Here is a 23152-nt window from a genome sequence, read left to right as displayed (position 1 = left end):
TCTTCTTCTCTGGTGGGTGCAAGCACCCGGTAGAAAAGAAGCGTTCGACTTGCATGTATTAGGCATGCCGCCAGCGTTCGTCCTGAGCCAGGATCAAACTCTCATAAAAGTTGGCTTTGTCCGTTAGGACTTCACCCTTTTAATGATGCTTGAAGCTCATTAATTGAATTGCTAGCGAATAATTATTCACTTTGTTTCTGTTGGTTTAACCCTTGGTTAAACCACCTTACACATTTGGTTCGTTTTGCTTTGTTCAGTTTTCAAAGGTCTAATTTGGTTGTGTTGCCGTTTTGACAACTTCTAAATATTACCAGAAGCTGACTTGCTTGTCAACAACTTTTTTAATTTGTTTTTCTCGTTGCTGCGATGTATCGCTGCGACATCTACTAATATACCAGCTTCTTAGTTTTTCGTCAACACCTTTTTCAGTTTAAAATTATTTTTTATTTAAACATGAACGATTATCTAAAAGTTCATCTGAATTTCCGCTTTTTTTCTAGAAACAGATTTTCTGAATAGCTTCTACTAAAAATAATTCGTTCTTTTCCTTAGTTTTATTTTTTAGCTATTACATATTTATGCTATTTTTTTTGTATAAAGATAGTCAATTTACCTTGAACATTTATATCATATTACATATTTGCGCTTTTTCTGCTTCGTTAATCTTATACATAATAATATTCACCTGGCAAAAAATACTTTTTATTTAAGAAAAGGATTGTTATTTGTGCAGACACTTTCCCTTCCCTCTTTCATGAAACTGCTTACAGTACCAAAGAAGAAAAACCATATTTATCTTGTATTCTATTTATAATAGTTTCTACTTCTTCATTAGATACTTTGTCTTTTCCCAACCTTCAATTATAATGCGAACTTACATTAGTTGTTTCCACACTGGTTAGTGATTTTCAACATAGCTTCCTTATTGCTATAAATTCTAGATAACCGCAAAGATGTTTCAATATTTTTTTAAAACGTATTAGGATTCATTGTTAAGTATCTCTATTAATCAGATCTTCGTATAGTGTAAAATGTTTGTATCAATCATTATACAAAATAAATCTAACTAGGAGCAATTCTAATGAATCAGACTAAGTTTTCAGAGTTTTTAAAAATTTCAAGAGCACTAAATAGTTATGGGATCACTCCTTTATTAATGGGATCTTTAGGTTTAGAGTATGTTACTAGGATAAACTGGAAAGCTCAAGATATAGATATCCATGTTCCAGGTGACCCTAGAGGATGGGAAGCAGCAGATGAAGACAGAATACTCAATTGGGATACTATTTTAAAAGTTATGAACCAAATTGGCTATCAGCTCATCGATTTACATGAACATGAATTTAGCAACGGAAGATTTTCTATTCAGTATGGCGTTATGGATACTTTACCCGATTATGCGGATACTGAAATTAAAGAGCTGAAAAGTGAGGAAATAGAGGAAGCAAGATTTTATGTTCCAACAGCAGAACAATTCCTAAAGATATATAAAGCATCTGCCAAAGATAGTTACAGAAATGATAAAAATAATAATAAAGACTTTGAAAAAATTAAGTATTTGGAATCAGTAAGAACAGAAGATGTGAAGATACGCTTTGCTATTCCTGATGATTGTAATAGTTTATCGAACAAAGACATGCATATAGACCCTCATAGATTAAATTCTGCAATTAAAGAAAAAAGAGTTCTTATCATTGAAAGAGATGAATTAATCGGTTGGCTAAGATTCAGCTATTTTTGGGATTCAATTCCTTTTATTGATATGCTCTATATCCTTGAACCATTTAGAAATAAAAAATATGGAACTGCTCTAATAGATTCCTTTGAATGGGATATGAAATTACGTGGTTTTAATGAAATTATGACTTCTACCGCTAGTGAAGAATATTCACAGCATTTATACCATAAACTTGGCTTTAAATCTGTTGGAGGCTTTTTTCCTCCTAAAGAAACTTATGAAATTATTTTAACGAAAAATATTATTTAGTTTATTAAAAACTGTTATTTAAAGGTGGTTTGTAATGATGAAAATCAGATTAATGAAAGAGGAAAATATCTTTAAAATTGCCAACGCTTTTTTAGTATAAGGTTGGGATGGCAGGTATGAAATATTAGAGAGTTATTGGTTGGAGCAACAAAATAAAAGCAGATTCGTCTTTGTGGCGGAGTTAGATGGACATATTGCTGGATATGTGACATTAGTAAGAAAAGCAAAGAATGGACCTTTTCAAGCAAGTGAACTACCTGAGGTTGCTGATTTTAATGTTTTTGAAAAGTATCAAAAACAAGGAATTGGAAGTTCCTTACTAGCCGCAGCAGAAAATAAAGCTGAGCAGTTTTCATCTATTATTACTTTAGGAGTTGGATTACACAAAGGATATGGTGCAGCACAACGCATTTACGTAAAACGAGGGACCCTGCCTGATGGGTCTGGAGTCTGGTTTGAAAATAAAAATGTAGGTAGTGGAGAAGCTTGTATGAATAATGATGATTTATGCATCTATATGTCTAAAAATTTAAAAAACACTAATATAGACTATTATATAAGGATTGGAGGAACAATGAATGTTGGTAAAAAGCTTTGTAGTCGTGGTTAGCGGGGTAACTGCTGGAGGAAAAACTACTTTGATCAATGAACTGCATAAAGAATTTATAGACAGCAAAGTGATCTCTTTTGATGATTACAGTATTGATGCATTACCTTCAGCGCCACCAATAGAAACACCCATCCAAGATGCTGTAAATCAATATGACCTCAACCTCTTAATGAAGGACTTTTTGTCAGCTAAAGATAAATTTCCATTTATTTTTGTAGACTTCCCTTTTGGATATAAACATAAGGCATTAAAACCATACATTACTAAAGCCGTGTATTTAAAAACACCCTTAGATGTAGCTTTTGCAAGGCAACTAATTAGAGATTATTCAGACAAATCTGTTGAAGAAATTCTGATTTGGGCCCAAACATATGTAGACTCTGCTCGACAAATTTTTATAGATTATGATGCTTTTGTTAGTGAAGATGTCGATTTAATCATTGATGGTACCCTGCCTTTAATTGAACAGCTTAACTCTATAAAAAAAGTGATGCAGGTGACGAATTAAATAGTTCCTTAAGATACTGTTTAACAAAAAAACTTCAGACGCACATATTCGTCTTCTTTTTAGCCCTATTCCAACAATTGAGTTTATTTACACTTAATCGTTGGAATATCCGCTATTAAAACTCTTCAATGATTTCTGTTACCGTTATTTCTCCGCCAATTAACACTTCTGATAAATTACTTTCTGACGAGGACGACCAATACAGTTTTGCTTGTTCGATTTTTTCTAGAAATGACTTATTTTTTATTGATGGTAACAAATCAGCATTTCCTTTAAAAATTTTTCCGCTTGTTTCAAGTTTAACAATTTGTATTATTTCTCTGTTATAGGAGTTAAATGTTTTTTGCCACTGAGCTAAGCTCCTCAAACTTTCCACGCCGTATAAACATTCAAATCTTGATGGCAATTCTGGAAAATGTTCTAGACGAACCATCTCAGTGATAACTTCTCTAATAGCTTTGGAAGAATGTTCAAAAGAGTTTTTTAAAAACAATCGTTCATTTCCTTCTACCTTAGTGTCTAACTCATTAATAGCTTGGTCAAAAGTTCTGCCTCTGAAATCACTAAACCCATTATCTAAAAAGAAATAATACAATCGATTTTTGTGATTGCTTCCAAAATCTATTTTTTGCCCTTTATACATAGGTTTTCTAGTAACTAAATGATAATAGTCCAAACTTTCACTCCTTTTACAACTAATTGGTATAACACAATTAGTTTACCATTAATGAATATATAAGTAATAACGACACTCAACAAATTATCTTTAAAAGCATAGTCTAATTGATACTTGCTCATCTTATATACCAGCACATTTAAAGGATAATTCAGCAATTACCATTGGATTGTTTTTTCTTATCAAAGAGTTTAATGAAAATCTTATTCGTTCATTCATTTTTTTCTTTTTCTCTTATGTCTATTTATTATTCTTACCTTATATAATAATGTTTTCATTTATGTAGAGTTAATTATACTTTTTTTACTCAAATCTACTTTTAATTTAGGTTCTATTATTTTTGGTTTTGGTAAGCCAAATAAATGTATTCCTATTTTACAATTTTGAAATTTCGGGAGGAATAGCGTTGGCTTATAACCATGAAAAGAGTTCAATGTGAATCACGAAGCGTTTACGCTTCGTTGGAGGCTTGAAAACCTGGAGACCCCCAAGGGCGAAAGGGCTAGGTGATCCCATGGCTCTCTACAAGCAAACACGTACATTTTGAAGGGATTTCGCTCTCTTAAGAATTGCCAACACGATCGATAAAGAACCTTAATTTATTTAGTTTTAGGCACAAAAAAAAGGCATCATCCGAAGATGGTACCTTTTTAGATTGCGCGGCAGCGTCCTACTCTCACAAAGGGAAACCCTTCACTACCATCGGCGCTAAGAAGCTTAACTGCTGTGTTCGGCATGGGAACAGGTGTGACCTTCTTGCCGTCACCACCGCACATTGGTTCATCAAGAGAACGGTGTTCTCTCAAAACTGGATAGTGTTTTTCTCTTGCAACATCGTGTCGAAACCAAGACACCGTTTAAAAAATTGGTTAAGTCCTCGACCGATTAGTATTGGTCCGCTCCATACATCGCTGTACTTCCACTTCCAACCTATCTACCTGATCATCTCTCAGGGGTCTTACTCACTTACGTGATGGGAAATCTCATCTTGAGGGGGGCTTCACGCTTAGATGCTTTCAGCGTTTATCCCGTCCACACATAGCTACCCAGCGATGCTCTTGGCAGAACAACTGGTACACCAGCGGTGTGTCCATCCCGGTCCTCTCGTACTAAGGACAGCTCCTCTCAAATTTCCTGCGCCCGCGACGGATAGGGACCGAACTGTCTCACGACGTTCTGAACCCAGCTCGCGTACCGCTTTAATGGGCGAACAGCCCAACCCTTGGGACCGACTACAGCCCCAGGATGCGATGAGCCGACATCGAGGTGCCAAACCTCCCCGTCGATGTGGACTCTTGGGGGAGATAAGCCTGTTATCCCCAGGGTAGCTTTTATCCGTTGAGCGATGGCCCTTCCATGCGGAACCACCGGATCACTAAGCCCGACTTTCGTCCCTGCTCGACTTGTAGGTCTCGCAGTCAAGCTCCCTTCTGCCTTTACACTCTACGAATGATTTCCAACCATTCTGAGGGAACCTTTGGGCGCCTCCGTTACTCTTTAGGAGGCGACCGCCCCAGTCAAACTGCCCGTCAGACACTGTCTCCCAGCCAGATCATGGCTGTGGGTTAGAGTGGTCATACAGCAAGGGTAGTATCCCACCAACGCCTCCACCAAGACTAGCGTCCTGGTTTCATCGGCTCCTACCTATCCTGTACAAGCTGTACAAACACTCAATATCAAACTGCAGTAAAGCTCCATGGGGTCTTTCCGTCCTGTCGCGGGTAACCTGCATCTTCACAGGTACTATAATTTCACCGAGTCTCTCGTTGAGACAGTGCCCAAATCATTACGCCTTTCGTGCGGGTCGGAACTTACCCGACAAGGAATTTCGCTACCTTAGGACCGTTATAGTTACGGCCGCCGTTTACTGGGGCTTCAATTCTGAGCTTCGCTCGAGAGCTAACCCATCCTCTTAACCTTCCAGCACCGGGCAGGCGTCAGCCCCTATACGTCATCTTTCGATTTAGCAGAGACCTGTGTTTTTGATAAACAGTTGCTTGGGCCTATTCACTGCGGCTGACCAAATGGTCAGCACCCCTTCTCCCGAAGTTACGGGGTCATTTTGCCGAGTTCCTTAACGAGAGTTCACTCGCACACCTTAGGATTCTCTCCTCGACTACCTGTGTCGGTTTGCGGTACGGGCCGTTTGTTTCTCACTAGAAGCTTTTCTTGACAGTGTGACATCAGGAACTTCGGTACTTAATTTCCCTCCCCATCACAACTTGTCCTTAGAGAAGCAAGCATTTGACTCGCTTCAAGACTTGTTGCTTGGACGCACATATCCAACAGTGCGTATTCCTTAGCCTACTGTGTCCCTCCATTGCTCAAACAAAACAAACGGGTACAGGAATCTCAACCTGTTATCCATCGTCTACGCCTATCGGCCTCGACTTAGGTCCCGACTAACCCTGGGAGGACGAGCCTTCCCCAGGAAACCTTAGTCATTCGGTGGACGGGATTCTCACCCGTCTTTCGCTACTCATACCGGCATTCTCACTTCTAAGCGCTCCACCAGTCCTCACGGTCTAGCTTCGACGCCCTTAGAACGCTCTCCTACCATAGAACCTAAGTTCTATCCACAGCTTCGGTGTTATGTTTAGCCCCGGTAAATTTTCGGCGCAGGGTCACTCGACTAGTGAGCTATTACGCACTCTTTAAATGATGGCTGCTTCTGAGCCAACATCCTAGTTGTCTAAGCAACCCCACATCCTTTTCCACTTAACATAAACTTTGGGACCTTAGCTGGTGGTCTGGGCTGTTTCCCTCTCGACTACGGATCTTATCACTCGTAGTCTGACTCCCGGATATAAATCAATGGCATTCGGAGTTTATCTGAATTCGGTAACCCGAGAAGGGCCCCTAGTCCAAACAGTTGCTCTACCTCCATGATTCTTATTCCGAGGCTAGCCCTAAAGCTATTTCGGAGAGAACCAGCTATCTCCAAGTTCGATTGGAATTTCTCCGCTACCCACACCTCATCCCCGCATTTTTCAACATACGTGGGTTCGGTCCTCCAGTGCGTATTACCGCACCTTCAACCTGGACATGGGTAGATCACTTGGTTTCGGGTCTACGACCACATACTCATTCGCCCTATTCAGACTCGCTTTCGCTACGGCTCCGTCTCATCGACTTAACCTCGCATGGGATCGTAACTCGCCGGTTCATTCTACAAAAGGCACGCTATCACCCATTAACGGGCTCTAACTACTTGTAAGCACACGGTTTCAGGTGCTGTTTCACTCCCCTTCCGGGGTTCTTTTCACCTTTCCCTCACGGTACTGGTTCACTATCGGTCACTAGGGAGTATTTAGCCTTGGGAGATGGTCCTCCCGGATTCCGACGGAATTTCTCGTGTTCCGCCGTACTCAGGATACTGATCAGAGTGAACGGGGTTTCAGTTACGGGGCTTTTACCCTCTTTGGCGGACCTTTCCAGGTCGCTTCTCTTACACCGTTCATTTATGACTCTATGTGTTCAGTCCTACAACCCCAGAAAGCAAGCTTTCTGGTTTGGGCTTTTCCCGTTTCGCTCGCCGCTACTCAGGGAATCGAATTTTCTTTCTCTTCCTGCAGGTACTTAGATGTTTCAGTTCTCTGCGTCTACCTCTACGGACCTATGTATTCAGTCAGCAGTAACACCCTATCAAAGGTGCTGGGTTTCCCCATTCGGAAATCTCTGGATCACAGCTTACTTACAGCTCCCCAAAGCATATCGGCGTTAGTCCCGTCCTTCATCGGCTCCTAGTGCCAAGGCATCCACCGTGCGCCCTTATTAACTTAACCTATGGTCGTTGTTAATAGCGATCCAACATCAATTGATGCGAATCGTAAAAAATAAAACGCGGTTTTTACTTGGTTTCTTACTTTGTTACAATTGTTAAACACTATCCAGTTTTCAAAGAACAACATTTTTGATGCATTGAGAAGATTAGACCTCTCAAAACTGAACAAAGCCAAAACGAATGTGTGAGGTTCCGTAATATTCCTTAGAAAGGAGGTGATCCAGCCGCACCTTCCGATACGGCTACCTTGTTACGACTTCACCCCAATTATCTATCCCACCTTAGGCGGCTGGCTCCTTTGCAGGTTACCTCACCGACTTCGGGTGTTACAAACTCTCGTGGTGTGACGGGCGGTGTGTACAAGACCCGGGAACGTATTCACCGCGGCGTTCTGATCCGCGATTACTAGCGATTCCGGCTTCATGCAGGCGAGTTGCAGCCTGCAATCCGAACTGAGAATGGCTTTAAGAGATTAGCTTGACCTCGCGGTCTTGCGACTCGTTGTACCATCCATTGTAGCACGTGTGTAGCCCAGGTCATAAGGGGCATGATGATTTGACGTCATCCCCACCTTCCTCCGGTTTATCACCGGCAGTCTCACTAGAGTGCCCAACTGAATGCTGGCAACTAGTAATAAGGGTTGCGCTCGTTGCGGGACTTAACCCAACATCTCACGACACGAGCTGACGACAACCATGCACCACCTGTCACTTTGTCCCCGAAGGGAAAGCTCTATCTCTAGAGTGGTCAAAGGATGTCAAGACCTGGTAAGGTTCTTCGCGTTGCTTCGAATTAAACCACATGCTCCACCGCTTGTGCGGGTCCCCGTCAATTCCTTTGAGTTTCAGCCTTGCGGCCGTACTCCCCAGGCGGAGTGCTTAATGCGTTAGCTGCAGCACTGAGGGGCGGAAACCCCCCAACACTTAGCACTCATCGTTTACGGCGTGGACTACCAGGGTATCTAATCCTGTTTGCTCCCCACGCTTTCGAGCCTCAGCGTCAGTTACAGACCAGAGAGTCGCCTTCGCCACTGGTGTTCCTCCACATATCTACGCATTTCACCGCTACACGTGGAATTCCACTCTCCTCTTCTGCACTCAAGTTCCCCAGTTTCCAATGACCTTCCCCAGTTGAGCTGGGGGCTTTCACATCAGACTTAAAGAACCGCCTGCGCTCGCTTTACGCCCAATAAATCCGGACAACGCTTGCCACCTACGTATTACCGCGGCTGCTGGCACGTAGTTAGCCGTGGCTTTCTGGTTAGATACCGTCAGGGGATGAGCAGTTACTCTCATCCTTGTTCTTCTCTAACAACAGAGTTTTACGATCCGAAAACCTTCTTCACTCACGCGGCATTGCTCCGTCAGACTTTCGTCCATTGCGGAAGATTCCCTACTGCTGCCTCCCGTAGGAGTCTGGGCCGTGTCTCAGTCCCAGTGTGGCCGATCACCCTCTCAGGTCGGCTACGTATCATTGCCTTGGTGAGCCATTACCTCACCAACTAGCTAATACGCCGCGGGTCCATCCATAAGCGGTAGCCGAAGCCACCTTTCATCCAACGATCAGGAGATCACTGGAATTATGCGGTATTAGCAGCCGTTTCCGGCTGTTATCCCCCACTTATGGGCAGGTTACCCACGTGTTACTCACCCGTCCGCCACTCTTCTTCTCTGGTGGGTGCAAGCACCCGGTAGAAAAGAAGCGTTCGACTTGCATGTATTAGGCATGCCGCCAGCGTTCGTCCTGAGCCAGGATCAAACTCTCATAAAAGTTGGCTCCGTCCGTTAGGACTTCACTCTTTTAATGATGCTTGAAGCTCATTAATTGACTTGCTAGCGAATAATTATTCACTTTGTTTCTGTTGGTTTAACCCTTGGTTAAACCACCTTACACATTTGGTTCGTTTTGCTTTGTTCAGTTTTCAAAGGTCTAATTTGGTTGCTGTTGCCGTTTTGACAACTTCTAAATATTACCAGAAGCTGACTTACTTGTCAACAACTTTTTTAAATTTGTTTTTCTCGTTGCTGCGATGTATCGCTGCGACATCTACTAATATAACAGGTTCTCAAACTTCCGTCAACACTTTACTGTTAAAAGTTTTTTTATTTTTGACAATCCATATGAACTTAAACTAAACAAAGAATAACTCCGCTTACTTACAAGTAAAACCGAAAGTTCTTCTGTTTTACCATCTAAATGTTTCGTTTAATAATTATACGCCACGGTATAATTATTCACTTTTATATTATTTCTATGAATTTTTTCTTGTTTTTCAGCTTTTATTCCCTAAATAAAGATTAATTTTCTGATTTCACGGTGCCGCTTCTTTCTTTTTTACTTTCTATTCTTTCATTCTTATAGAAGAAAGACAGAAAAAGAGCATTATAAAAAAGACTTCACTTACCCTAGCTTGTTTAAACCTGCAAAATAAAAAAGAGGTTGGGACAAAAGTCCCAACCTCTTTTGCATATCCGAATATTTATTCTAGAACGTGTTCCAAAAAGCAGACCCGACGTCCACTTCACGAATAATGCTCGATGGTCTGTGACCATACTGCGCTTATTCGTTCCAGTGATTCGGGTCTAAACGCTTTTTGTCTCATTCCCTTTTTTATTTATTAATGGTTGCGCATCGTTGGGAACAGCAGAACGTCACGAATAGATTGTGCGTCTGTCAATAACATAACCAAACGATCGATTCCAATACCTAAACCACCAGTTGGAGGCATACCGTATTCTAATGATTCAATAAAGTCTTCATCAATAGGATGAGCTTCATCATTTCCTTGTTCTCGTTCTTTTGTTTGAGACTCAAACCGTTCTCTTTGGTCGATTGGATCGTTTAATTCGCTAAACGCGTTCCCGTATTCGTGTCCGACAATAAAGACTTCAAAACGATCAGTAAATCTTGGGTCTTTCGTATTTTTCTTCGCTAACGGAGAAATTTCTACCGGATGTCCATAAATAAATGTCGGTTGAATCAATTTATCTTCTACAAACACTTCAAAGAATTCGTTGACGACATGGCCAAAACGACTGTGATCAGGCAAAGGAACGTTGTGTTCTTTTGCAATTGCGATAGCTTCTTCATCCGTCATTTCTTGCCAAAAATCGACTCCTGAAAATTCTTTAATAGCATCTACCATATGCTGACGTTTCCAAGTGCTTTCCAAATCGATCTCTTGTGCAGCATAAGTAATTTTGGCTGTCCCTAGAACACGTTCAGCTACTGTGCGGATCAAACCTTCCGTCAAATCCATAACATCTTCAAAATCAGTATAAGCCGTATAGAGTTCCAACATAGTGAACTCAGGGTTATGCGTAGTATCTACCCCTTCATTACGGAAAACGCGGCCGATTTCATAAACTTTTTCCATTCCGCCGACGATCAAACGTTTCAAATGCAACTCAAGAGCAATCCGTAGATACAGTTCCATATCCAAAGCATTATGGTGGGTAATAAACGGACGAGCAGCTGCTCCGCCAGCTAAATTATGCAAAGTAGGAGTTTCTACTTCTAGATAATCTTGTGCATTCAAATAGTTGCGGATCTCCCGAATGATTTGACTGCGTTTTGTAAAGCGGTCAAAACTCTCTTGATTGCTGATCAAATCTAAGTAACGTTGACGATAACGTTGTTCAACATTGGTCAATCCATGATACTTATCTGGCAAAGGACGCAATGCTTTTGACAATTGGACAACAGAAGACGGTTTAACAGTAACTTCTCCCGTATTTGTTTTCATGACTGTTCCAGTTACGCCAATAAAATCTCCCAAGTCAGCATCGTTAAATGTTTCATAATCTTCATCGCCAACAGCATCTTTACGAACATAAATTTGGATTTGGCCTTTGCGGTCTTGTAAATGAGCAAAACCGACCTTCCCTTTTCCACGTTTGGTCATAATACGTCCAGCAATCGTTACCGTTTCTTCTTTTTCAGCTATCTCTTCTTTTGTAAATGCATCGTAAGCTGCATGCAGCTCACTCGACAAATGGGTTCTTTCAAAACGTCCACCAAACGGATCAATTCCGCGCTCACGTAAATGGTCCATTTTTTCACGACGTACTTGCAGTTGGTCATTCATTTCTTCTTGGTGTGTTTCTTCCTGACTCATTTTTTCCGCTCCATTCCTATAGTAGTTTGCGCTACTTATCTTATCTCTCTTAATAATGCCAAGAGCATGCAAAAAAAGCAAGGGAATTAAAGAGGCTCTCATTAATTCCCTAACTGATTTTCTTTTTTTGTCTTAGCTGAACAAGCTTCTAATCCAGCTGCTTTTTGAGCTTTTATCATTTCACGTTCTTCAGTGTCTGCCGCAAATCGATCCATTAATGCAACAATTTCATACGATTTATCTTACCACATTTCATCTATCAGTAAAAGAGAAATACTAAAAAGCAAGCGGGTTTTCAATGTCTAAATAGAAAAAGCTGAACAGACTCGTTCAGCTTTTTCTATTTTTCACTTTTAGACTTCTTCTGGAAATAAAGCTGTTGATAAGTAACGCTCTCCGTTGTCAGGAGCAATAGTAACGACTTTTTTGCCTGCACCTAATTTAATAGCGACTTCAATCGCACCTTTAATAGCTGCTCCTGAAGAAATCCCGACTAACAAACCTTCTTTTAAAGCAACTTCCCGGGTCATTTCAAAAGCTTCTTCGCTGGTAACATGCAGGACATCATCATAAAGCACTGTATCCAATACTTTCGGAACAAATCCGGTTCCGATCCCCTGTATTTTATGCGGACCTGAAACTCCGCCGCTTAAAACGGGAGATTCAGCAGGTTCTAAAGCATAAATTTTTATATCAGGTTTAGCTTGTTTTAAAACTTGACCAGCTCCGGTTAATGTTCCGCCGGTCCCTACTGCGGAAACAAACGCATCAGGCGCCACTCCATCAAAAGCAGCTAAAATCTCTGGTCCTGTTGTTGCTGCATGTACTGCCGGATTGGCTAAATTATCAAACTGCATCGGCATAAAGTGACCTGGTTGAGCAGCTAACTCTGTTGCTTTGGCAATCGACGCTTTTATGCCATCAGCTCCTGGTGTCAAAATCAAGTCGGCACCATAGGCTTTCAATAGTTTACGGCGTTCAATGCTCATTGTATCCGGCATAACAAAAATCGTTTTATACCCTTTTGCTGCAGCAATCATCGCTAAGCCGATACCTGTGTTTCCACTAGTCGGTTCAACGATGGTGTCGCCCTCTTTTAGCTTGCCTTCTTGTTCGGCAACTTCGATCATATTTAAAGCAATACGGTCTTTTACACTACCACCAATATTAGCAGACTCTAGTTTTACATATACATCTGCTGCACCGGCAGGAACAACTTTATTAGACAGTTTAATGATGGGTGTTTCTCCAATTAAATCCGTAACGCTCGTAACGATTTTAGCCATTAGTAAGTCCTCCTAAAAAATTGATTTCTAATAGGTTAATCTTAAAGTGAATCGCTTTCGATAGCAAGCGATTCACTTTATCTTTTTTTGATCTCAGTATTCTAAATGTGTTTTTTTAAAAAAAAAGAGACCTGAGTGTCCTTAGACGACTCGGTCTCCTGTTAAACTTGCTCACTCATTTTCAGTTAAACGATTTAGCTGTTAGCTTCAGCTTTTAAAGCTTCTAAATCTGCCACACTGTAATGGTAATGGTTGCCGCAGAAGTGACAGCTGGCTTCAGCGCCTTGATCTTCTACGATCATTTCGTCAATTTCTTTCGCTCCTAATGCTATAATAGCTCTAGCAAAGCGGTCTTTAGAACAGTCGCATTTGAACGTGATCGGCATCTTTTCCAAAATGTTTGCGTTGCCCTCGCCGACCAAGCGGTTCAAAATCTCTTCTGGTTTTTCACCATTTTCCATCAATTGCGAGATCATTGGAATCTCGGCTAATTGTTTTTCAAGCCCCGTAATGGTCTCTTCTGTTGCACCAGGCATGACTTGAATCATAAATCCACCTGCAGCTTTGATAGAATCATCGGTATCTACCAAGACACTCAAACCAATTGCAGAAGGTGTTTGTTCTGAATTCGCCATATAGTAGGTGAAATCTTCGCCTAATTCTCCGCTGACCAATGGCACTTGCCCTGAAAAAGCTTCTTTCATTCCCAAGTCTTTCGTTACAGTCAATGAACCTTCCGTTCCCACTGCTCCGCGTACGTCTAATTTACCAGCTTCATTCAGCGGCAAATTCACTTTCGGGTTCGCAATATACCCTTTTACTTCGCCTTTGCCGTTGCTGTCAACGATGATATGTCCGACTGGACCATCGCCTTCAACTTTGACGGTCATTTTTTCTTCTCCTTTAAGAGTAGCTCCTAATAATAAAGCTCCGATCATTGTGCGGCCCAACGCTGCTGAAGAGGCGCTCCAAGTTTCGTGTCTTCGTTGCGCTTCAGCCACCGCTTCTGTAGCATCGATCGTATAAACTCTCACTTGTCCATCGTAACAAAGACTTTTCAATAAATAATCTGTCATTTTTTTGACTCCTTTAAAATAATTTTTGATTAAGGTTACTTTAGGTTAAATACTTACTAAAGTAAAGCTTAGAGTGTTCACAAGGTATTTTTCAGTACAAAAGAGGGACGCACGATAAGCGCATCCCTCTTTTAGTACATTCTTGTACCGGCTTAAATTAGTTATCGTCCGATGTGTTGTTGTTTTTGTCTTTACGGTCGTCTTCGTCTTCAGAAGAATGCTCTTCTTTTTCGTCAACGCCCAACTCTTTCTTCACGTCTTCTACGATTTCTTCAGTTTTTTCCGGATGGTGTTTTCTTTCTTCTTCTTGTTTCTTTTCTTTTTCCAAACGTTCTAACTCTTTTGCTTCTCTTGCTCGTTTGGCTTCTTCGAAACTAGCACCCTCTGTGTCTTCATGCGGGTAGTCATTTTCGACACTCTTCACAACTGGCATTTCGCCGGTTTCAAATAGACTCTTGATTGTTTTCTCGTCTAATGTTTCCAGTTCAAGCAGTTTTTCAGCAATCAATTTATGCTGTGCTTTGTGTTCTTCTAGAATACGACGCGCTTCAGTGTGAGCATCCACAATAATACGGCGTACTTCTTGGTCGATTTCAAAAGCAATTTGTTCAGAATAAGCTTTCGTTTGGCCATAATCGCGACCGACAAACACTTGGTGGTTGCCTTCGTATTGAACAGGTCCTAGCTTATCACTCATTCCGTATTCAGTTACCATACTTCTTGCTAAAGCAGTAGCTTGTTGGAAGTCATTGCTGGCGCCTGATGATTGTGAATCGAAGACCATTTCTTCGGCTACACGACCACCTAATAAACCAACGATTTGTTCAAACATTTCTTTTTTAGTCATCAAGAAACGGTCTTCTTTAGGCAGCATGATAGCATATCCGCCTGCACGTCCACGAGGAACGATCGTCACTTTATGAACAACGCGTGCGTCGCTTAGAACCATTCCAACAATTGTATGTCCTGATTCATGGTAAGCCACCATCGCACGTTCCACTTTACTGATGACACGATTTTTCTTAGCTGGACCAGCAATAACACGGTCTTGAGCTTCGTCTAAATCAAGAGCATCAATCGTTTTTTTGTTGCGTCGAGCAGCTACTAAAGCTGCTTCGTTTAGTAAGTTTTCTAAATCTGCACCAGAAAATCCTGGTGTTTGAGTAGCAACGACTTTTAAGTCGACATCTTTAGCAAATGGTTTGTTTTTGGCATGAACTTTCAAAATAGCTTCACGGCCTTTGACATCTGGACGACCTACAAGGATTTGACGGTCAAAACGTCCTGGACGCAATAACGCTGGGTCTAATACGTCTGAACGGTTAGTCGCAGCAATGACGATTACTCCTTCGTTTCCAGAGAATCCATCCAATTCAACAAGCAATTGGTTTAATGTTTGTTCACGTTCATCGTGTCCGCCGCCCATTCCTGCGCCACGTTGACGACCAACAGCATCGATTTCATCAATAAAGATGATAGATGGTGCAGTTTTCTTCGCGTTTTCGAATAAATCACGTACACGGCTTGCTCCAACCCCAACGAACATTTCAACAAAGTCCGAACCGGAGATAGAATAGAACGGTACGCCAGCTTCACCGGCTACGGCTTTAGCAAGCAACGTTTTACCTGTTCCTGGAGGTCCTTCTAATAAAACACCTGCTGGAATACGTGCGCCAAGTTCAGCGAAACGTCTTGGGTCTTTCAAGAATTCAACAACTTCTACTAATTCTTCTTTTTCTTCGTCTGCCCCTGCGACATCGGAGAAACGTACTTTGTTGGCTTTGTTATCTGATTCTTTGGCTTTTGATTTACCAAAGTTCATCACACCACGTCCGCCTTGTCCGCCTCCACCTTGTCCGCTTTGACTCATCATCATATAAATGAAGAAAACAAAGATAACTAATGGTAAAACAGATACTAATAAGGTTACCCATATACCGGTTGTTTCTTCTTGTACCGGAGTAACTACAATATTGTTCTCTTTTGCTGCAGCAGTGATTTCACTCACCGTTGTATCATTTTGTAATACGGCTGATGTAAAGTTCTTGCTTGATGTTTCTGTTGAACCAAAGATACTGAGACTTGAATCAGAACCTTTTTCTAAAGGTTGTGCTTCACGGTATTCCCCGGTAATTTTATATACGCCAGCATTTGGCTGAATCGTAAATTCTTTGATTTCGTTTGCTTCTAATTGCGTTACGAATTCACTAGCTGGAATGTCGGTGCTTTGTTCGCCAGATGAGCCATCTGTTGCCCATGTCACAATTCCAATTATTCCTAGAAAGACGATTGCATAGAAGACCCCGTTTTTTAAGAGTCCTTTTTTCATTGTTGCCCTCCTTCTACAAGTTAACATTTTGTAGTTTCATCATATATTTTTTTAGCCTAATCTTGTTAAAGCCATTTAATCATACCACATTTGACCATCATTGACCATTTATTTCTACTGGTAAATTTCTGGTTTTAATATGCCGATATAAGGCAAATTGCGGTAACGTTCATCATAATCTAAACCATATCCAACTACAAATTCGTTCGGTACTAAAAAGCCAACGTAATCAGCTTTCATTTCAACTACACGGCCTTCAGGTTTATCTAATAATGTAACGATTTTAACCGATTTTGCTTTGCGGTAACGAAACATCTCAACTAAGTAGGAAAGCGTCCGGCCACTGTCGATAATGTCTTCGACGATCAGCAAATCGCGACCTTCGACATTTGTATCTAAATCTTTTAAGATTTTGACTTCTCCTGATGAAGTAATGCCACCACCGTAACTTGAAACGTCCATAAAGTCCATTTCAAGGTAGATATCCATTTCTTTCACCAAGTCCGATAAAAAAGGAGTCGCTCCTTTTAATATACCAACAACTAAAGCGTTTTTCTCCTTATATTCAACGGATAGTTGTTGTCCTAGTTCGTTCGTTTTTTGCGCTAATTCTTCTCTTGAAAAAAGCACGCGTTCGATATCATTCTGCATAATCTTGTTCTCCCTTTCAATACGACCTCTTTTATCTTTGGTAAATGAGTATGTATTGTATTTTATCAGTTTCACGTTGAATAGACAATCTTGATTCCTTATATTCCACTAACCAAATGATTTCATTTGTTGCATCGGTTATCAAATAGACTTCATCACGTTGCTTCAACGGTATTTTTTGATCAATAAAAATAGATTTTATCTTTTTATGCCCTGTTTCCATTCCTTTTAACGACATCCGGTCACCTGGTTTTCGATGCCTGATCGTTAAAGGCAAAACCACCTCTTCAGGATCCAACCAAATGTGCTGATCGCCTTTGTCAGGTGGTTCAGCATGAGCCGCTACTCGGAACAATCCTATTTGCCCTCCATTTGCCAACGTTGCCCATTGTTCAGGTACAAGCTTTTGTTCTTGATTCTTCTGAACCGGCAGCACCATAGGAGGCTTTTCAATCATTAATTGTTCATATTCTCTACGCACACGCCAGCCATTGGGCAAATTTAACTGACTGTTCGGCTTCGCATTGACCATCAACGCAATCACTTCATTTGTTTGCTGCCTTAAAGAGTCGATTGGATCAGCGCTAAACACTGTCACCAAGAGACGCATCAGGATCTGTCGTTGAAGAGCAGGTTCATAGGATAGAAAAACTGGAATCGTTAATTTCCAAAACCCTGGTTTGGCTTCTATCGTGACACGATTTATCTTTTCTTGAATCAACTGTTCAGATAGGTGCAAGACATCCAGTAAATCCTCGGAAAAGTCATTAAAATGGTTCAATACTTTCGGATTCTCTTGCTTCAAAAGCGGCACGATCGTTTGCCGATACCGATTTCGAGTGTACTTCAAACTAGTATTGCTTTCATCTTCATAATACCTTAAACGGTGTTGTCGACTATAAGCATACAGCTCTTCTTTAGAATACTTCAGCAAAGGTCGAACCAGCTTGCCTGAACCAAATGTCCGAACAGTACGAATGCCAGCCATATTCCCCAATTGTCCACCACGCACTAGACGCATCAAAATCGTTTCTACTTGATCATCGCCATGATGTGCGGTAACCAAGTGTGTGGCTTTATGAGCCACCATCATTTCTTGAAAAAAAGTATAGCGAAAATTTCGTGCCGCTGCTTCTTCTCCTGTTGCTGGATGATCTGCTCGTTTCCACTGGGTACAAAAAAAGGGGATCTTTTTTTCTTGGCAATAGTTCTTTAAAAAGGCTTCTTCTTCATCCGATACCTCGCGCAGTTTGTGATTCACGTGAACCACGCCAAACCACGGTTTTAGCGTAGCTGGCAAATGATGGATCAGATCTACTAATACCATTGAATCTACGCCACCAGAAACAGCTACTAATAAGCGGTCAGTTGGCTTCCAGTAGGCATGGTGCTGACAATCTTTTAAAAAACCAGAAAGTTGCTCCATCTTCCGAACTCCTTTGTCAGCCTTATTCGGCTTTGCAATCTTTTTTAGGCTTCTTTTCATTATATAGGAAGAAACTAGATTTGTCGGTTTCTTTTTTAAATTCACATAGCACCTTAATTCGCCTATTTATTTTAAAAAAACATAAAAAAGGATAAGTTTCCTTATCCTTCGGTTTACTTTTTAATTGCGTCGTCCGCCACGGCCACCGCGTTTGCCTTCGGTGCTGCGTTTTAGAGTTGTTAAACGATCATCGCTGTCTTTCAAGAATGATGACATCAATGAGTCAAAATCATCTTTTTTAGGTTCAACACTTTTCGCGCCACGAGGATTTCGTTGGTTTTGATATCCACCGCTGCTACGAGGTGCTCCACCTTCACGGCGTCCTTGATACCCGCCGGTTTTTTCTCGAGAACTTGAAGCAGTTTCAACTGGTTTATCGACCGCACGTCTAATAGAAAGACCGATTTTCCCGTCATCCCCAATGGACATTACTTTCACAGTCACTGTTTCACCAACTTTTAACACATCTTTGATATCTTTGATAAAACTATCAGACACTTCACTAATGTGAACGAGTCCAGTCTTTCTATCACCTAGGTCGATGAACGCACCAAAATTTGTAATACCTGACACTGTTCCTGAAACTTTATTTCCCACTTCAATTGACATATAAAATTGTTTCCTCCTTAAAACTTGTATGCTTATTATAGCATGCTATCTAGCGACTTCAAACAAAATCTCACTAAATATTCATTTCTTTTTAAAATAAGTTATTTCCTGCCTTTAAAAAGGATTTTTTAAAATAATCAGTCTTTTTCAGTCGTTTCAGCTTTTTCGTTTGTTTCTTCAATAACTTTTGCAGCGTTGTCTTCTGGCAAACTAAATATAATTTCATTGTCTTTTGATAAATAATATTGGCTTCGTGCTAACTTGGCCACGTAATTTTCATCTTCTAAACGTTTGATTTGCGTATTTAAATAGTCCTGTTGAGTTTCTGTTTTTTTCAAAACTACTTCAGCTTCCGCCTTTTCGGTCTCCATTTCAGAAATGGCTTGCGCACTGGTCCAAATTTTTGTGGTTAAACCAATTATAACTAAGCAGCCAACAAACAAAATAACAGCTAGTCTTCTGCGCATTGATCGTTTTTGTTTGCGTTCACGATGAGCTTGAAGTGTTTTGGCTTGGGTATAGTCGTTTTTCAATCTAGCGATATTTGTCGGCTCTTTTTTCTTCATAAACGTCCCATCCTTTTGCTACTGTATTTCTGGCTTAATTATAGCAAGAAAGCGCATGCGTTGTCTAATACTATTACTAAAAGAACCTGAATACATGTGTCTTTTAAAAGGAGACGTTTCTTTTTCAATAATTTGCATCCTTTACTTCTCTAAATTTGACTGCCACTGCTTAAAAGTATAGTAAAAATCCTAAAAGATTAGATTTTTAGATCTAACTTTGGGTGCACTACATTCTCGATAGACGACTTCACTCGATTTAATCATCTGATGATTAGATTGTTTATTGGTCAGATTATTTTCTTTTCTAATTTATCTTTTTCAGCATTTGCTTCTGCTTTTTTAGAGCAATAACCTTCTTTACTCGATTAGCCTATTTTGTCCGACGTCCTAGTTCTTTCTGGACCATTTCAAGCATGGCCGACCGGAGCTTGCGTTCATATGGGTCAGTCTTAGATTCTGGCTTAGCGAGATAGTCCTCATTGTACTTGATTTCTAGATAGAGAATGTCCGTCGACTCCATGACTGTGTGGCGCTTGGACTTCTCCACCTCTGCCTCAATTTTTCCCACTTCGTACTCCGCAGGGTCTCGTTGGGCGATCTCCGAAAGGATGACCTTGATCGATTTAGTGTCCGGTGACTTCTCGTTGCTCAGCAGTGTGAGCCGCTCATACAGCTTCTTGTTGGTGAACTTCTTGACCTTAGCTTCACTGTAACGTATTTTCATCACTTCTCCTCTTCTGTACAAATCAATTTATAATAAATTTGTTGTTCTTTCTCTTTTATTAACTAAAAAATTATTTTCTAGCTTTATCATCTAAAAATTTTAGGCCATAAGAGTTTATTAAAAATAAACTATTAGCTGGTTAGGAATTATACCCCAATATGAATGTTATAAGTAAAAAATATAACGAGACTAATGTAATGACAATTCCTGTAAATAAACTAAATAAAGCCGTTGCTCTACTTTGTTTTCGCATTTTTATTCCACTCGTTATTAGAATGATTCCTCCAATTAAAAAAACAACTTCAAATAGCAAGATAGGCCATTTAAGCTCTATCGATCTTTGTATAAACTCCATTATAAACCCCCTTCTCCATTACTAAAACATTCAATATTTTAATCCTTAGCTTGAAATTTATTACTGTTCTTTGTTTTCCATTTTTTTGTCTATTCTAACTCTTATAAAGTAGGTTAGAGGAACAGAAATAAATATAAGACCTGAAAATAACTGAATAACTCCTCTGCCTAGTTTTCCATCTATAATTATTTCTTCAGGAGAAATTAAAAAAGTTTGAAAAGCTGTATATAAGCTAAATAGCCCAACAATTAAAAACAACCAAGAGTAGCTCTTTTTATTCTCGCCTTTACGAAAATAAGCATTCTGGTAGACACTTATATTTACAAAAAATAAAACTACTACAAACATTATAATTATCACTTCTAGCTCTTTGGTTGCAGCCCATTGAAAATTGAAAATCAACCCCAAAAAATAATTTAAAAGAAATAAGCTGATTAAAAGGTTGAATGAATAATAGCCATATTTATATCTTATGAATTTTTGATATTTATCATACTTTTTCATTACCTTTCCTCCTAAAACAGTATACATGGTTACATTTGCTATAAAACACTCAATAATAAGGCTCTCAATATTTTTACTGAGTATTGAGAACCTTCATTAAATAAACTACTATATGCTGTATAATTATATAGTTTCATTCCTCGTTTTATTATCTAAAATTTCCAAACAATAATTATTAACAAAAACGAAGCTCCCTAGAAACAATAAAAATCCAAAAATGAGAAGTATTACATACGTTGAAAATGACATTGTAGTTAAATGTAGAATAAAATTTATTATAAATAAGAAAACATAAAATAAATAATAGCTTATATAACTCCATTTTGCTGATGTGATTTCGACTGTATCTCCATCTATAACTTTTACTTCGTTACTTTTCGCTCCAAACTGCGTTACCTTTAAATATGCATTATTATTTTGGATATCAAGGTCTATCTCTTGAGAATGTGCAATTTTCACTGCTTTTTCTCCATTCACGTTTATTGATATTTTTGAGCCCATACCTAACCAGCCAGTCTTACGTTTTATTGTAACTGTCATATCATCACCCCTTTCTTAAATTATTCTCTTACATAAATAGAGTAACAAAAAACATACTTAGTTACCGAGCAAAGTGCATTTTTAACACTGTGAAATAGTTTTTATAAGTTTTACAGTGTGTAAGCCTATCCTTTACTTATTTCTAACTTAATTCTATCCGTACTAAGAGCTCAAGGCATAAAGCTATAATACAAAAGTATAAAATTCTGCAAATAAAACAAGGAGTTTTCTTATTGTTTTTAATCGACTATAAATCATTAGGCGTTAAAAGTTAACTAATCGCTGATAGTCAATAGTTGACGATTTCGGTATAATAATAGTAGAGAGATAGCTAGAAGGAGGGAAATATGTGGCTTTAGCAGAGCGACTGAAAGAAAGCAGAGTCAAAAAGGGACTGTCACAAGGAGATGTGGCGACTCATTTACAAATTTCTAGACAATCTATTTCAAAATGGGAGAATGGCAACAGTTATCCTGATTTAGATAATTTGGTCAAATTGAGCGTCTATTATGAAGTATCCGTTGATGGATTGTTAAAAGAAAACGAAGAAAGCGAGCTTGAAAATGAAGAAAAGCACCCAAATCTAGACTTTATCCGTGGAAATTCTGAAAAAGATGAAGGACTTATACTATTGGTCCTTGCTTTCCTAGGGTGTTTAATTGCTCCGTATGGCTTTTTTGTAGCTCCACTTGTAATCAAACGAAACAAAAAAACAAACACACTACATAAATTTATTTACTTAGCATGTGCTTGCTGTTTATTTGTGAATCTATTCGTCGTTTATAGTGTTGTGGGTGATTATTTAGGCTGGGGAACGACTACTGTTGAGTATCTTGGGGAGTAATGAACAATGACTAACAAGTGATAAGAAGAGTAGCGTTACAACAAAATTGAAGATTATTGCAAAAGGAGCTTGGTTTTTTTGAATAAAAACGAAAGGGTTCTTGAAAATGAGTTAGTAAAAATCATTATTTTTATCTTGTTATCATATGTGGGTCCAATTGTAGGCATAGGTTTTTCAATTTATATACTGAATAACTCTAAAATGAAGGATTACAGTAGTTGGGTCAAAACACTAGCCATGCTTTCTTTAGGTATTCAATTATTACTTATTTTATTTGCGGTCGTAGGATGGCTTATGTGGGTAACGATTTAACATCTTAATAGTAGTTAGAGAGGACACCTTATGCTTTGCGCGCATCAGCCATTATTGCTATACTATACCTAATAAATCGAAAGGTTGTGCCTAAATGTACACTATCTAAAACAATCGTAATTGAAAAAGAAACATTTTCTGCTTACTTGCAGGTTTCTTTGCAACGGTTTTTTTAGATATATCATTTA

Annotated in this window: 17 protein-coding genes, 4 rRNA genes and 1 pseudogene (1 of these 22 running past the window's edge); 6 read left to right on the top strand and 16 right to left on the bottom strand. The window is 39.6% G+C overall.

What is annotated here, in order from left to right; translation table 11 throughout:
• Positions 1–109: ribosomal RNA gene (locus tag JHE06_RS00680) — 16S ribosomal RNA — on the bottom strand; it reaches 1453 nt to the left of the window's first position.
• Positions 110–1081: 972 nt separating this feature from the next.
• Between JHE06_RS00680 and JHE06_RS12125 the strand changes: the two are divergent.
• From JHE06_RS12125 to JHE06_RS00665, 4 genes and pseudogenes are all read left to right on the top strand, one after another.
• Positions 1082–1570, top strand: a pseudogene (locus JHE06_RS12125) (phosphoribosylanthranilate isomerase); the annotation flags it as partial.
• 66 nt (positions 1571–1636) lie between these two features.
• A complete protein-coding gene (locus tag JHE06_RS12120) occupies positions 1637–1987 on the top strand; it encodes a GNAT family N-acetyltransferase (RefSeq protein WP_231726801.1) in 351 nt (116 codons plus the stop codon).
• Between the two features lie 139 nt (positions 1988–2126).
• Positions 2127–2597: a GNAT family N-acetyltransferase gene (locus tag JHE06_RS00670; RefSeq protein WP_328706705.1), complete on the top strand. Its 471-nt coding sequence runs from the start codon at positions 2127–2129 to the stop codon at positions 2595–2597.
• Positions 2566–3105: an adenylyl-sulfate kinase gene (locus JHE06_RS00665; protein ID WP_201089013.1), complete on the top strand. Its 540-nt coding sequence runs from the start codon at positions 2566–2568 to the stop codon at positions 3103–3105. Before JHE06_RS00670 ends, JHE06_RS00665 begins: the two co-directional genes overlap by 32 nt.
• 115 nt (positions 3106–3220) lie before the next feature.
• Here the strand turns inward: JHE06_RS00665 and JHE06_RS00660 are convergent, their stop codons facing one another.
• The 15 genes from JHE06_RS00660 to JHE06_RS00590 all read right to left on the bottom strand — a co-directional run bounded on the left by JHE06_RS00660 (position 3221) and on the right by JHE06_RS00590 (position 21808).
• Positions 3221–3781, bottom strand: coding sequence for a DUF2441 domain-containing protein (locus tag JHE06_RS00660; protein ID WP_058919691.1), 561 nt, complete (start codon positions 3779–3781; stop codon positions 3221–3223).
• Positions 3782–4438: 657 nt separating this feature from the next.
• Positions 4439–4554: ribosomal RNA gene (rrf, locus tag JHE06_RS00655) — 5S ribosomal RNA — on the bottom strand.
• Positions 4555–4646: 92 nt separating this feature from the next.
• A 23S ribosomal RNA gene (locus JHE06_RS00650) occupies positions 4647–7566 on the bottom strand.
• A 207-nt stretch (positions 7567–7773) separates the two neighbouring features.
• Positions 7774–9335, bottom strand: a 16S ribosomal RNA gene (locus tag JHE06_RS00645).
• The 16S, 23S and 5S rRNA genes sit together here, the layout of an rRNA operon.
• An 847-nt stretch (positions 9336–10182) precedes the next feature.
• On the bottom strand, positions 10183–11682 hold the full coding sequence (lysS, locus tag JHE06_RS00640; RefSeq protein ID WP_201089011.1) for a lysine--tRNA ligase: 1500 nt from the start codon (positions 11680–11682) through the stop codon (positions 10183–10185).
• Positions 11683–12035: 353 nt separating this feature from the next.
• On the bottom strand, positions 12036–12968 hold the full coding sequence (gene cysK, locus JHE06_RS00635; protein WP_058919689.1) for a cysteine synthase A: 933 nt from the start codon (positions 12966–12968) through the stop codon (positions 12036–12038).
• Positions 12969–13162: 194 nt separating this feature from the next.
• Positions 13163–14044 (bottom strand): Hsp33 family molecular chaperone HslO, encoded by an 882-nt coding sequence (gene hslO, locus JHE06_RS00630; protein WP_058919688.1) that lies wholly within the window; start codon positions 14042–14044, stop codon positions 13163–13165.
• Between the two features lie 157 nt (positions 14045–14201).
• Positions 14202–16373, bottom strand: coding sequence for an ATP-dependent zinc metalloprotease FtsH (gene ftsH / locus JHE06_RS00625; RefSeq protein WP_058919687.1), 2172 nt, complete (start codon positions 16371–16373; stop codon positions 14202–14204).
• A gap of 114 nt (positions 16374–16487) precedes the next feature.
• Positions 16488–17027, bottom strand: coding sequence for a hypoxanthine phosphoribosyltransferase (gene hpt / locus JHE06_RS00620; RefSeq protein WP_201089890.1), 540 nt, complete (start codon positions 17025–17027; stop codon positions 16488–16490).
• A 28-nt stretch (positions 17028–17055) separates the two neighbouring features.
• Positions 17056–18450, bottom strand: coding sequence for a tRNA lysidine(34) synthetase TilS (gene tilS / locus JHE06_RS00615; protein ID WP_201089009.1), 1395 nt, complete (start codon positions 18448–18450; stop codon positions 17056–17058).
• A gap of 180 nt (positions 18451–18630) precedes the next feature.
• Positions 18631–19119 (bottom strand): S1 domain-containing RNA-binding protein, encoded by a 489-nt coding sequence (locus JHE06_RS00610; RefSeq protein WP_058919684.1) that lies wholly within the window; start codon positions 19117–19119, stop codon positions 18631–18633.
• 137 nt (positions 19120–19256) lie between these two features.
• Positions 19257–19685: an FtsB family cell division protein gene (locus JHE06_RS00605; protein ID WP_201089007.1), complete on the bottom strand. Its 429-nt coding sequence runs from the start codon at positions 19683–19685 to the stop codon at positions 19257–19259.
• A gap of 370 nt (positions 19686–20055) precedes the next feature.
• The gene (locus tag JHE06_RS00600; protein WP_058919682.1) at positions 20056–20409 is read right to left on the bottom strand and encodes a hypothetical protein; all 354 of its coding nucleotides are present in this window, start codon (positions 20407–20409) and stop codon (positions 20056–20058) included.
• A 415-nt stretch (positions 20410–20824) separates the two neighbouring features.
• Complete coding sequence (locus JHE06_RS00595; RefSeq protein ID WP_201089005.1) at positions 20825–21268, bottom strand: hypothetical protein; 444 nt, start codon at positions 21266–21268, stop codon at positions 20825–20827.
• 123 nt (positions 21269–21391) lie between these two features.
• A complete protein-coding gene (locus JHE06_RS00590; RefSeq protein WP_058919679.1) occupies positions 21392–21808 on the bottom strand; it encodes a hypothetical protein in 417 nt (138 codons plus the stop codon).
• 349 nt (positions 21809–22157) lie between these two features.
• Here JHE06_RS00590 and JHE06_RS00585 point away from each other — a divergent pair, with 349 nt between their 5' ends.
• Both JHE06_RS00585 and JHE06_RS00580 read left to right on the top strand, forming a co-directional pair.
• The gene (locus tag JHE06_RS00585; RefSeq protein WP_058919678.1) at positions 22158–22652 is read left to right on the top strand and encodes a helix-turn-helix domain-containing protein; all 495 of its coding nucleotides are present in this window, start codon (positions 22158–22160) and stop codon (positions 22650–22652) included.
• A gap of 78 nt (positions 22653–22730) precedes the next feature.
• Positions 22731–22964 (top strand): hypothetical protein, encoded by a 234-nt coding sequence (locus JHE06_RS00580; RefSeq protein ID WP_201089003.1) that lies wholly within the window; start codon positions 22731–22733, stop codon positions 22962–22964.
• The last annotated feature ends 188 nt before the right edge of the window (positions 22965–23152 follow it).

The sequence above is a fragment of the Carnobacterium sp. CS13 genome (genome assembly GCF_016653495.1).
GTDB classification, from domain to species: domain Bacteria; phylum Bacillota; class Bacilli; order Lactobacillales; family Carnobacteriaceae; genus Carnobacterium_A; species Carnobacterium_A antarcticum.
Note: the sequence above shows the minus strand (reverse complement) of the source record. Positions and strands in the feature narration are given on the sequence as shown.